The organism is Pseudoalteromonas sp. 2CM28B, from assembly GCF_023161935.1.
On record NZ_JALNTH010000050.1, the window covers coordinates 1 to 12171 of the forward strand.

At 40.9% G+C, this 12171-nt stretch carries 11 protein-coding genes, 3 tRNA genes and 1 pseudogene; 6 read left to right on the forward strand and 9 right to left on the reverse strand.

Annotation, left to right across the window (positions count from 1 at the left end; genetic code table 11):
• The 9 genes from MTN96_RS33030 to lolB all read right to left on the reverse strand — a co-directional run bounded on the left by MTN96_RS33030 (position 1) and on the right by lolB (position 6069).
• A tRNA-Gln gene (locus MTN96_RS33030) sits at positions 1-75 on the reverse strand.
• Positions 76-112: 37 nt separating this feature from the next.
• Positions 113-197: transfer RNA gene (locus MTN96_RS33035), tRNA-Leu, on the reverse strand.
• Between the two features lie 67 nt (positions 198-264).
• Positions 265-341 (reverse strand) — tRNA-Met (locus tag MTN96_RS33040).
• Between the two features lie 748 nt (positions 342-1089).
• Positions 1090-2181: a redox-regulated ATPase YchF gene (ychF, locus tag MTN96_RS33045; protein WP_248534269.1), complete on the reverse strand. Its 1092-nt coding sequence runs from the start codon at positions 2179-2181 to the stop codon at positions 1090-1092.
• Positions 2182-2214: 33 nt separating this feature from the next.
• Positions 2215-2799, reverse strand: a complete 585-nt coding sequence (gene pth, locus MTN96_RS33050; RefSeq protein ID WP_024033868.1) for an aminoacyl-tRNA hydrolase — start codon at positions 2797-2799, stop codon at positions 2215-2217.
• Positions 2800-2817: 18 nt separating this feature from the next.
• Positions 2818-3432, reverse strand: a complete 615-nt coding sequence (locus tag MTN96_RS33055) for a 50S ribosomal protein L25/general stress protein Ctc (protein WP_004588831.1) — start codon at positions 3430-3432, stop codon at positions 2818-2820.
• 151 nt (positions 3433-3583) lie between these two features.
• A complete protein-coding gene (locus MTN96_RS33060; protein ID WP_004588832.1) occupies positions 3584-4531 on the reverse strand; it encodes a ribose-phosphate pyrophosphokinase in 948 nt (315 codons plus the stop codon).
• Between the two features lie 90 nt (positions 4532-4621).
• Positions 4622-5479 (reverse strand): 4-(cytidine 5'-diphospho)-2-C-methyl-D-erythritol kinase, encoded by an 858-nt coding sequence (gene ispE, locus MTN96_RS33065; protein ID WP_064384843.1) that lies wholly within the window; start codon positions 5477-5479, stop codon positions 4622-4624.
• Positions 5480-5481: 2 nt separating this feature from the next.
• Positions 5482-6069, reverse strand: coding sequence for a lipoprotein insertase outer membrane protein LolB (gene lolB, locus MTN96_RS33070; protein ID WP_004588834.1), 588 nt, complete (start codon positions 6067-6069; stop codon positions 5482-5484).
• Between the two features lie 83 nt (positions 6070-6152).
• Here lolB and hemA point away from each other — a divergent pair, with 83 nt between their 5' ends.
• The 6 genes and pseudogenes from hemA (at position 6153) to MTN96_RS33100 (ending at position 12158) form a co-directional block, all read left to right on the forward strand.
• Entirely contained in the window at positions 6153-7409 is a 1257-nt protein-coding gene (gene hemA / locus MTN96_RS33075) for a glutamyl-tRNA reductase (protein ID WP_004588835.1), read from the forward strand.
• A gap of 7 nt (positions 7410-7416) precedes the next feature.
• Positions 7417-8502, forward strand: a complete 1086-nt coding sequence (gene prfA / locus MTN96_RS33080) for a peptide chain release factor 1 (protein ID WP_004588836.1) — start codon at positions 7417-7419, stop codon at positions 8500-8502.
• 2 nt (positions 8503-8504) lie between these two features.
• Positions 8505-9344 carry a peptide chain release factor N(5)-glutamine methyltransferase gene (gene prmC / locus MTN96_RS33085; protein ID WP_248534271.1) on the forward strand — a complete coding sequence of 280 codons (840 nt, stop codon included), beginning with the start codon at positions 8505-8507 and terminating at the stop codon, positions 9342-9344.
• A 57-nt stretch (positions 9345-9401) separates the two neighbouring features.
• Positions 9402-10343 (forward strand): annotated as a pseudogene (locus tag MTN96_RS33090) (DUF3369 domain-containing protein); the annotation flags it as partial.
• A gap of 314 nt (positions 10344-10657) precedes the next feature.
• Positions 10658-11032 carry a SirB2 family protein gene (locus MTN96_RS33095; protein ID WP_064384853.1) on the forward strand — a complete coding sequence of 125 codons (375 nt, stop codon included), beginning with the start codon at positions 10658-10660 and terminating at the stop codon, positions 11030-11032.
• 298 nt (positions 11033-11330) lie between these two features.
• Positions 11331-12158, forward strand: coding sequence for a tetratricopeptide repeat protein (locus MTN96_RS33100; protein WP_004588840.1), 828 nt, complete (start codon positions 11331-11333; stop codon positions 12156-12158).
• Positions 12159-12171: the final 13 nt, after the last annotated feature.

The following is a 12171-nucleotide window of genomic DNA, read 5'->3' on the forward strand; positions in this document are numbered from 1 at the left end:
TGGCTGGGATACCAGGATTTGAACCTGGGAATGCCAGGATCAAAACCTGGTGCCTTACCGCTTGGCGATATCCCAACAGAAAACAATTGATAGTTTAGTTCATATCAGAACATGGTGCGGAAGGAGAGACTTGAACTCTCACATCCTAAGATACTGGAACCTAAATCCAGCGCGTCTACCAATTCCGCCACTCCCGCATTTTCACTTTGAATAATCAAAGGAAGGTAGTTATTTTAAACTCTTCATTGAGCAACAAAAGAAAAATGGTGGCTAAGACGGGATTTGAACCTGTGACCCCATCATTATGAGTGATGTGCTCTAACCAGCTGAGCTACTTAGCCATCTCTTTTGTTATCACTTCATCGCTGAGTGCGGGGCGTATTATGCTGATATGACCCAAATCCGTCAACACCTTTTTTGCAAAAAAACACTTAACAGGGTTTGTTTGCAGGAAAATTAAGCTAAGAGGCTAAATTTTAATAAATTTGCTGTTTTTTTAACTGTAAATCAACTGTCAAAGTACACTAAGTAATAACAACTTAAAACCGTTAATATAAAAACTGCTGAGTATTTCAGCAGTCGCTTTGCGATCAAGTTGTATTAAAACCGAGTTTATTGAGTATTTTAGCTATTGAATGAAGTTATGATACTTAACAACCAGGCTATGTAATTATTTTAAGTAGGCATAACTTGCACTAGTTGCGTTAAAAATTACATATTAATCATCGGGTGGGGGTAGTTGGTAGGGCAATTTGCTTATTAATGATGCGTATTTCTTATGTTAAATAAAGTATTTAACTTAGCTCGTGAGTATAATACCAATTCGTAATAATACTTATATCATTTTGCGGGACTAAACGTGTCGCTATTTGTGTTAAAAAATTCTCTTTTAGAACAACTAAATAGCGAGTTTTTTCTAGCTATCAACAGGTTTTTACATCAACAAAATAGATCGCTTAATTATTCTAATTGCTATAAAAAGCCAAAAGTGATTAAGGCCATTTATCTTTTAGGATAAAACTTACCTGGTTAAAGGCATAAAAAAACCCGCATTAAGCGGGCTTTTATAAACAGATTGTTTAGGCGTAATTATACGTTGAACAAGAAGTTCATTACATCGCCATCTTTAACAATGTACTCTTTACCTTCTTGACGCATTTTACCGGCTTCTTTAGCGCCACTTTCGCCATTAAAGGCAATGTAGTCGTCATAAGCAATGGTTTGTGCGCGAATAAAGCCACGTTCAAAGTCGGTGTGAATTTTACCAGCCGCTTGCGGCGCAGTTGCACCTACTGGAATAGTCCACGCGCGTACTTCTTTTACACCTGCTGTGAAGTAGGTTTGTAAATGCAATAGCTCGTAACCACCGCGAATAACACGGTTTAGGCCTGGTTCTTCTAAACCTAGGTCTGCCATAAATTCAAGCTTGTCTTCTTCATCTAGTTCAGAAAGCTCAGATTCGATTGCAGCACACACCGGAATTACTACAGCATCTTCAGACTCTGCAATAGCACGTACACGGTCAAGGTGTGGGTTATTTTCAAAGCCATCTTCTGCTACGTTAGCAATGTACATAGTTGGCTTAATAGTTAAGAAGTTTATTGAGCTAATAGCTGCTTTTTCTTCTTTAGTAAGCTCTAAAGAGCGAAGTGTTAACCCTTCGTCTAAGTGTGCTTTTACTTTTTCAAGTACTGCATTTTGCTCTTTAGCGTCTTTATCGCCGCCTTTCGCTTTTTTAGCGTTACGGAAAATTGCTTTATCAGCGCTGTCCATATCGGCAAGTACTAATTCGGTATTGATAACGTCAATATCGTCAGCAGGGTCAATAGTACCTGCAACGTGAATTACGTTTTCGTCTTCAAAACAGCGAACTACATGGCCAATTGCATCCGTTTCACGAATGTTTGCTAAAAATTGGTTTCCTAAACCTTCACCTTTTGATGCGCCTTTTACTAAACCAGCAATATCAACAAACTCCATACTGGTAGGTAGAATACGTTGAGGATTTACAATTTTTGCTAGCTCGTCTAAGCGAGGATCGGGTACCGGTACTACACCTGTGTTAGGTTCGATGGTACAAAAAGGAAAGTTAGCGGCTTCAATACCCGCTTTAGTTAGTGCATTAAAAAGCGTTGATTTACCAACATTAGGCAAGCCAACGATGCCACATTTAAAACCCATAGTAAGATACCTTGTTAAGATTCGTTTAAACGATTATGGTTTAAAAGAATGTAGTCTGTTTTGTGCTTTTAACACACCATCTTTTGCAAGTATTTCCATACAACGAACTGCTTCATCAACCGCTGCATCCATTTTTTCTTGGTCTTCTTTGGCTGCTTTTCCAAGCACCCAACCGGTAACCATTTCACGATGCCCTGGATGACCGATACCTATGCGTAAACGCATAAAATCTTTTTGGTTTGCCATTTTTGCAATAATGTCTTTTAAGCCATTATGACCGCCATGACCGCCACCTTTTTTAAGTTTGGCAACGCCTGGGTCTAAATCCATTTCGTCATGGGCAACAAGTATGTTTTCCACGGGGATTTTGAAAAAATTGGCTAAACTACCGACCGCTTTACCACTTAAGTTCATGTAGGTGGTGGGGATCAATAATTTGAATTCTTGGCCTTGGATGATCACTTTGCCAGTTAGGCCGTGATATTTAGGATCGTGTTTGAGCGTGCAGTTGTAGCGTGCTGCGAGTTCTTCAATGAACCAAGCACCTGCATTGTGGCGTGTGTTTGCGTATTCGGGGCCTGGATTAGCCAGGCCCACAAGCATTTGAATAGAATTCAAGGTGCAAGACCTTAAATATTATTCAGCAGCGTCTGAAGCTTCTTCTTCAGTAGGAGCTGCTTTGTTAGCTTTGATTGTAACTACTGACAGGTCGTGGCCTTCGCCTTTACCTAGTTCAACAGACTGAACACCTGAAGGAAGTTCAAGGTCAGAAATGTGAACTGAATCACCAACTACTAAATTAGAAACGTTAACTTCAACGAATTCTGGAAGTGCTTTAGGAAGACAAGAAATCTCAACTTCAGTTAACTGGTGAACAACAGTTGCGCCAGCTTTAGTAACTGCTTCTTCACCGATGAAGTGAAGAGGAACTTTAGTTACTAATTTGTGAGTTGCATCTACACGTTGGAAATCAAGGTGAGTGATTTTTGGCTTGAATGGGTGACGTTGAATATCTTTTAAGATAGCTTCAACAGACTCGCCGCCAACATTTAGCGTAAGAATGTGCGTGTAAAAACCTTCGCTTTCTTGTGCTTTGATCATGTCTTTATGAGCAAGAGTAAGCGATACCGCTTCTTTATCTGCACCGTAAAGGATAGCAGGTACTTTGTCTTCGCGACGTAGGCGGCGGCTCGCACCAGTACCAGTTTCTACGCGAAGTTCAGCGTTGTAAGTATAAGTTTCGTTAGACATAATGTCTCCAATAATTAAAAGTGTTAGGGCCTTTGCGACCAAGGTCCCTACCCAAAAGGCGCGCTATCATAACACCGCCCCCCGATAAAATAAACAACACATACAAAAAAAGCGCCAAAAGGCGCTTATATGTTCCAACGAATGTGTGATTTTAGTGTTCAAACATCGCTGAAATAGATTCTTCATTGCTGATGCGACGAATTGTTTCGGCTAACATGTCAGCAAGAGTCAGTACTTTTACTTTATCAAGCGCTTTTAATTCATCAGATAACGGAATTGAGTCAGTTACAATTACTTCATCAATTACTGAGTTACGAATGTTCTCTGCAGCTTTGCCAGATAAAATAGGGTGCGTTGCATAGGCAAATACGCGTTTAGCACCGTGTTCTTTAAGTGCTTCTGCGGCTTTACATAAAGTACCACCGGTATCAATCATATCATCTACGATAATACAGTCGCGGCCTTCAACATCACCAATAATATGCATTACTTGAGAAACGTTTGCTTGAGGGCGACGTTTATCAATAATAGCAAGGTCTGTGTCGTGAAGTAGTTTTGCAATAGCACGGGCACGTACTACACCACCAATATCTGGTGATACTACAACAACGTCTTCAAACTCACGCTCTTCCATATCTTCAAGTAATACAGGGCTACCAAATACGTTATCTACTGGTACGTCAAAGAAACCTTGTATTTGCTCAGCGTGTAAATCAACCGTAAGAACGCGGTCAACACCTACACTTGATAAGAAATCGGCAACAACTTTAGCGGTAATTGGAACGCGCGCAGAACGTACTCGACGGTCTTGACGTGCATAACCAAAATAAGGAATGACGGCAGTAATACGACCTGCTGATGCACGACGTAGAGCATCAACCATAACGATAAGTTCCATTAGGTTATCGTTAGTAGGGGCACAGGTTGATTGCAAGATAAAAACATCCGAGCCACGAACATTTTCATTTATTTGAACACTGATCTCACCGTCGCTAAAACGGCCAACAACAGCATCGCCTAATTCAATATACAAACGTTTTGCAACTTTTTGAGCTAACTCAGGTGTTGCGTTACCAGCGAAGAGCTTCATGTCAGGCACGGTAGGGTTCCTCAGGCACTGAATTTTTGGACTAACGGGTAAATAGGTAAAACCCACTACGCGTTAACTTATGATTACTTGTACGTTACTTCATTGATCGAATATGGCGGCAAGCTCCGTATGAGCAGGTGAGACATTTGCGCTAGAAGCAACAAAACCCTGCCAAGTATGGGGGAGGTTATCAAGTACATCTTGTGCTTGAACTTGGCTAGCAAATTCGACAAAACAACATGAACCTGTTCCGGTCATCTTCGACGGGGCGTATTTTAGCAACCACTGCAGGGTTTTTTCAACCTCGGGGCAGAGCTTTTTAACTAAAGGCTCACAATCGTTGGTTAATTTATGGGTTCGCCAATCACCTGAAATTTTTGGTGTATCGCGTTTTAAATCTGGGTGAGTGAATATTTTAGCGGTACTGACATGCTGATTAGGGTGCACAACGCAATACCATTTTTGTTCAAGCTCTACGTCAACCAATTGTTCGCCAATACCGTGTGCTATGGCGCTTTTACCACGAATAAATACCGGTACGTCGGCGCCTAATTGCAAGCCTAAGTTTGCTAATTCATCAATATCTAGTTGTGTATTCCACATTTTATTAAGTGCAAGTAACGTGGTGGCTGCATCAGATGAACCGCCTCCTACACCGCCACCCATAGGTAAACGTTTAGTGAGATTTATTTTTACACCTGATGAAATGCCACAGTGATTTTTAAGCAATAACGCGGCTTTATAGATGAGATTATCGCAATCTGCTATGCCTTTCGTATCACCCGTTATTAAAATAGTGGGCGCTTCGTTAACTGAAAAGTCGAGTGTGTCGCCAAAATTTAAAAAGGTAAATAAGGTTTCTAGTTCGTGATAACCGTCATCACGGCGCGCATTGATGTGTAAAAATAAGTTAAGTTTTGCCGGTGCAATGACCGAAAAAGCTGTTTTAGTATTCATACTTAATTAAATTGCCAATTGTAGAGTTGAATTTTGATTTTAATTTGCTGATGTTTTAGCGTGACATTGCCAGGAACCCAAAAGCCACCTTGCTGTTTATAGTTTGAATACGTTATTTGCCACTTTTTATTGCTGTTATCGTACCAAATAACTTGTTGTGCACGGCCAAGTTCGTCTACTTTTAATGTTTGTGACGTTAACGTGCCTTTTAACCAGTTATCGGCGTTATCAACTGGCAGGTCAAAACCGGTTAAGCGTTTTAATAATAACGCGGCGTTAGTATCTGTGTATGTTTTATCGTCGTAATCAAGTACCGCACCTGTGCGGGTTTGTTTAAGCGACAATATACGAGTACCAATAAACGTAGTGAGCACTAAGTTGTTTTGTTTTTCGTCTTGTTGCCAATTTAAGTTTGCAGATTGGCGCTCATCAGGGCTTATAAACGCTAATTTACCTTGTGCTTGCCAGGTTTTTTGCGCTGCTAAGCGTGGTTTCCAATCATCGTAAAGCGTTGTTTTTGTATCAATTTGGTGGGCGCAGCCCGCTAAAAACAAAAAAAGAGTGAATAAAATTAAATAATGTCGAATCAAATGTTGTTCCTTACTTTCCATATTCCGCTGATTTTTGGTAAAATTGCCGCCTTTAAAGTAGGGCGCAGCAATATTTGGCAAATATGACCATCATAGCACTTGGTATAAATCACAAAACCGCATCCGTAGAATTACGTGAAAAAGTGGCTTTTTCGCCTGAGCAAATGTCTGAGGCGCTCCAGCAATTAAGCGGTCATGCCGACTTTAACGAAGCCGTTATTGTATCTACCTGTAACCGTACCGAAATCTATTGTAGCCTTGAGCAGTCAAATTCCCAAGCACTGCTAGCATGGCTTGCCAGTTTCCATGGTTTGGATGAACACGAACTGAGCAAAAATATATATTGCCACCAAGGTGATGCAGCCATTAATCATTTAATGCGTGTTGCGTGCGGCTTAGATTCGTTGGTATTGGGCGAGCCGCAAATTTTAGGGCAAATTAAGCAAGCTTATCATAGCGCCAAAACACACGATGCTGTAGGCGTTAAGTTTGATAGGTTGTTTCAAAAAACCTTTTCGGTAGCTAAGCAGGTCCGTACAGACACTGATATTGGTGCCAGTGCTGTGTCGGTGGCGTTTGCTGCGGTTAATTTAGCAAAACATATTTATGGCAAGCTTGATAAAACCAATGTGTTATTAATTGGTGCCGGCGAAACAATAGAGCTTGTAGCTAAACATTTATATCAAAATGAGCCGCAACAAATTACGGTTGCCAATAGAACCATTGAGCGTGCACGCGGTTTAGCGCAGGAAGTGTCGGCCGATGTGATTGCGCTGGCACAACTACCTGAGCGTTTACACAAAGCGGATATTGTTATTAGCTCAACCGCCAGTACGTTACCAATAATAGGTAAAGGGGTGGTGGAGCAAGCATTAAAACAGCGCCGCCATAAACCTATGCTGTTTATTGATATTGCCGTACCGCGCGATATAGAAAGCCAAGTAGGCGAGCTTGACGCAGCCTATTTATATTCCGTTGATGACTTACAAGCCATTGTAAGCGAGAATATGGCCGCGCGTGAACAGGCGGCAGAGCAAGCACAATTAATAATAAGCGAGCGCGTAAAAGAATTTGAAATGTGGGTTCGCTCTCTCGATTCGGTTGATTTAATTCGCCACTACCGAAACGACGTACAAACCATTAAGTCAGAACTTGTTGAGCGGGCGGTTAGCCAGCTAAATACAGGTAAAGACGCAGAAAAAATTATATTAGAGTTGGCCAATAAATTAACCAACCGCTTAATGCACGCGCCTACCCGTGCAATTCAAGATGCGGCTAAAAAAGGTGAAGTGGCACAACTAACTCAGTTGAAAAAAATGTTAGGTATTGATCAGGAATAACAGTTAAATGAAAGAGTCTGTATATCGTAAATTAGAAACCTTAGTAGAGCGCTACGAAGAAGTACAAGCGCTACTGAGCGATCCGTCGGTCATTAGTGATCAAAACCGCTTTCGTGCTCTTTCAAAAGAATACTCTGAGCTTGAAGAAATTGTAAAAACATTTTTAGCATACCAACAAGCACAAGACGATGTAGCGACTGCTGAAGAAATGCTAAAAGATTCAGACCCAGATATGCGTGAAATGGCGCAAGAAGAATACAAAGAAGCTAAAGCGCAAATTTTATCATTAGAAGATGAGCTACAAGTGCTTATGCTTCCTAAAGATCCTAAAGATAACAACAATGTATTTTTAGAAGTACGTGCGGGTACCGGTGGTGACGAAGCGGCTATTTTTGCAGGCGATTTATTTAGAATGTACAGCCGTTACGCCGAAACACAAAAATGGAAAGTTGAAGTGGTGAGCACCAACGAAGGTGAACACGGCGGCTACAAAGAAGTTATAGCAAACATTAGCGGTGAAGGTGTGTACGGTAAGCTTAAGTTTGAATCGGGCGCTCACCGTGTACAACGTGTACCAGAGACTGAGTCGCAAGGGCGAGTACATACCTCTGCGTGTACGGTCGCAGTAATGGCCGAAATTCCTGAAGCTGAAGCCATTGAAATAAACACCGCCGATATAAAAGTAGATACCTTTAGAGCCTCTGGCGCTGGTGGTCAGCACGTAAATAAAACCGACTCGGCAATTCGTATTACTCATATTCCAACGGGTGTTGTGGTTGAGTGTCAGGATGAGCGTTCGCAACATAAAAACCGTGCTAAAGCGATGTCGGTACTTGCCGCGCGTTTACAGCAAGCCGAAGATGAAAAACGTCATGCGGCTGAGGCCTCTGAGCGCCGTAACCTAGTGGGCAGTGGCGATCGCTCTGAGCGTATTCGTACTTACAACTACCCGCAAGGGCGTATTACCGATCACCGTATTAATTTAACGCTTTATCGCTTAAACGAAGTGGTAACTGGTGATTTAGGCGCAATTATCGATCCATTAATGCAAGAGCATCAAGCTGATTTACTTGCCGCAATGGGCGATGAGTAATTGTGAGCCACACGCTTGAGCAGGCAATAGCGGTTGGTGCAACTAAACTTGCACCAACTAGCGACAGCGCTAAATTAGACGCACAAGTACTGCTGTTACATATTCTTCAAAAACCCCGCAGTTACTTATTTACCTGGCCAGATAACCTACTTAGCAGCGACGAACAGCGCCAATATGATGAATTTTGTGAACGGCGTTTAAATGGTGAACCCGTAGCGCATATTATTGGCCAGCGCGAATTTTGGAGCTTAGCGCTCGAGGTGAATGCCACGACGCTTATTCCTAGGCCTGATACCGAAACACTCGTTGAGCAAGCTTTAGCACTTACCGTGCCTGAGCAAGCAAAAGTGCTTGATTTAGGCACTGGCACCGGCGCTATTGCACTTGCACTTGGTAGTGAAATGCCAACATGGCAAATTACAGCAGTCGACAAAGTAGCAGATGCGGTGGCCTTAGCGACTCGGAATCAGCAGCGTTTAGCCATTAATAATGTGCAAGTTAAGCAAAGTAACTGGTTTAGCGCGCTGAAAAATGAGCAGTTTAATTTAATTGTGACCAACCCCCCGTACATTGAACACGACGATAAACATTTAAAAGAAGGGGATGTGCGCTTTGAACCTCTTTCTGCGTTAGTGGCCGATGAGGCAGGAATGGCTGATATAAAACAAATAATTACACAATCACGTGACTATTTGCTCCCTAGTGGCTATCTTTTAATAGAACATGGTTTTGAACAGGGTGAAGCTGTTCGGCATTTGTTTAAGCAAATGGCGTATATAAATATTAAAACAGTAAAAGACTTGGGAAATAACGATCGTGTAACGCTCGCACAGTGGCCTTAATTTGATAATAAACAGCCATGATTGTGTGTTCTATAAATGCATTAAGGAACCTTTAATATGATGGGTGATTTTTTATTTTCAGATGAGCCAGATGAGTTAGAAAGTGAAGTAGAGCTTGGCACTTGGAAAGTATTAATCGTTGATGACGAACCTGAAGTTCATGCTGTTACAAAGCTTGCGTTGAGTGATTTTGAATTTCAGAACAAACGTTTAGAATTTTTAAGCGCATACTCGGGCGCTGAAGCAAAAGAATTAATAAATGCGCACCCAGATGCCGCTATTGTACTGCTAGATGTGGTAATGGAAACAGATGACGCTGGGTTACAGGTTGCTAAATTTATTCGCGAAGAAGCTAATAATAATCATATTCGCATTATTTTAAGAACCGGTCAGCCCGGGCAGGCGCCTGAGCGCCAAGTCATTATTAATTACGATATTAACGACTATAAATCGAAAACAGAGCTAACAGCGCAAAAGCTGTTTACTGTGATTATGTCGAGCTTACGCTCGTATCGCGATATTATTTCTATAGAGCAATCTCGCGAAGGGCTTGAAAAAATTATTGTTGCCTCGCGCGATATATTTGCCACACGTTCAATAGAGCAGTTTATTGAAGGGGTGATGCAGCAACTTACCTCATTATTAGGCATTGCCGATCAAGCGGTGTATGCCACTACGTTAGTGGCGCAAAATACGCAAGAAAATAGTAATGATAAGCTAATAGTACGCTCTGGTACGGGTGAGTTTGAGCAAAGCGAGGGTAAAGAATTAGATGCTGTGCTGCAAAACGAGCAACTAGAGGCGTGTCATCAAGCACTTAAAGATAAAAGCATAATTTATAAAGATAACTATTTATTTGCTTATTGTAGTAGCGAGTACAATCACAATTCGATGTTATTTATATCGGGGATCCCTAAAAATATAACCGATACGCAACGTAATTTAATTGAGATTTTTTCGCAAAATGTACAACTAGCATTTGAGAACGTGCAACGACAACAACGTTAATCGTTACTATAAATTTAAAAAGCACATAGCCTTGCGACTATGTGCTTTTTAGTTTGTGAGGCATAATAGCCAAAGCAGTGCGTAGTACTTGGTATTATACCAAGCAGCAATAATACTTAATCATTTTGAGGGGGCTAAACGTGTTGCTATCAGCGTTAAAAAATTCTCATTTAGAACAACTAAATAGCAAATTTTTTGCCTAGCTATCAACACTTTTTTCCATCCTCAAAATAGATCACTTAATTAAGCGGATTGGTATTAAACGCACTTAACTAATTTTAACAAAACAAAAAGTACTGAGGCTTATGGATTATTTAGCAGTAAAACACTCACACATGGCAATTGCTATGCTAAGCGTTATCTTATTTTACATCCGCTCTTTTTCGCGTATGGGCAGTGGCAAGCTTGCCAAAAATAAACTGGTTTTTATTGGCAGTCACAGCATTGACACTTTATTACTTATTTCTGCAATAACATTGGTGTTCATGGCAAAAATAAACCCCTTTGAGCAACTATGGTTATTAGAAAAAATAGTGCTTGTAGTGATTTATATTGCGATAGGTATTATTAGTGCAAAACAAACTAATACGCTGCCAAAAATTATGTATGTGGTAGTTAACACGGTTGTGATTTTAGCGATAGGGTATTTGGCAACGGCAAAATCGCCGCTACTTTTATAATACCTACTCTGTTGCAAGTTAAGTGTCGGTGCGTGTATATAACTTTTTAAACACGCACGATACTTATAAGTAAGGGGCTTATACGTAAGGAACTTAAACCCCCAAGGAACTTAAGTAACAGTTAATACACCTCTGCACGCTTTATAGCCTTCACCATTTTTCAGCCAGGCTGGCCACTCCTTTTACTATAAAGTAACCCTATGGGGTATAATTACGGGTGGGAGCTTCGCTGTATTGGTAACTATCCGTAAAATTAGGTAAACTACGCCTTCGTTTTTTAATAAATGTTGTAGTATTGATGACCACCCTCGGGTATGACGAACACGACGAATCTTATTTAGATGATGCATATGATGAATTTACTCCACCGCCACTTTATCGGTGTATTAATGCAGAGTCGAAATGGGACCCTCAAATAGATTTAGCGCCAACTTTTTCTGTATTAACTGACTTTGAGCAGCAGATCACTGCTATGTGCGCAAAGCAAAAAGACCCACACGATAGATTAGAAGCCCTTCTTGATATTTTTTATAGCAAATGGCTATTTAGCGCCTCTGGGCTAAAGGTGCCAGAGCATAAAATAAATAGCTTAAGCTATACACTCACTATGCGCAGCGGCTCTATAACCACATTAGGTATTTTATTGAGTCATTTGCTTGAGCAAGCGCAATTAGATGCCAGTGTGTGTATTAATCAGGGCGATATTAGCGTGCATGTCGCAATAAGTGATGAAGAAGGCTACATTATTGAGCCTAGCAGTGGGCAACAAAGCTGGTACATCATTCCTGAAAATGCGGATGAAGAAAATGGCCAAGAGCAAGAGCCACTTGAACTTATTTATAACGATGAAGTTTATAAATTGTTTTTAGCGCAGCAAAAATGGTCGTTTATTAGCGAAAATAAATTTGGCCACGCGCTGGTATGTGTTGAGTTGCTAATGGAGCTATTAGGCGATGATCCGTACGAGAGACGCGACAGAGGTTACTTACTCAATCAGTTAGATTGTCCTAAAATGGCACGCGATGATTTACAGTTTTTTATTGATGAGTGCCCGGACGATCCGGCAATTGAAATTATTCAGCATCAACTAGAAGAACTTGAAGATAATAATAAAACACACCATTAATAATAGGAACAAA

Excerpts from the sequence above, each read along its gene's own strand:
- MTN96_RS33095 (WP_064384853.1), top strand. The coding sequence starts at position 10,658 with ATGGATTATTTAGCAGTAAAACACTCACACATGGCAATTGCTATGCTA.
- ychF (WP_248534269.1), bottom strand. The coding sequence starts at position 2,181 with ATGGGTTTTAAATGTGGCATCGTTGGCTTGCCTAATGTTGGTAAATCA.
- MTN96_RS33055 (WP_004588831.1), bottom strand. The coding sequence starts at position 3,432 with ATGTCTAACGAAACTTATACTTACAACGCTGAACTTCGCGTAGAAACT.
- prfA (WP_004588836.1), top strand. The coding sequence starts at position 7,417 with ATGAAAGAGTCTGTATATCGTAAATTAGAAACCTTAGTAGAGCGCTAC.
- ispE (WP_064384843.1), bottom strand. The coding sequence starts at position 5,479 with ATGAATACTAAAACAGCTTTTTCGGTCATTGCACCGGCAAAACTTAAC.
- hemA (WP_004588835.1), top strand. The coding sequence starts at position 6,153 with ATGACCATCATAGCACTTGGTATAAATCACAAAACCGCATCCGTAGAA.
- MTN96_RS33100 (WP_004588840.1), top strand. The coding sequence starts at position 11,331 with ATGACCACCCTCGGGTATGACGAACACGACGAATCTTATTTAGATGAT.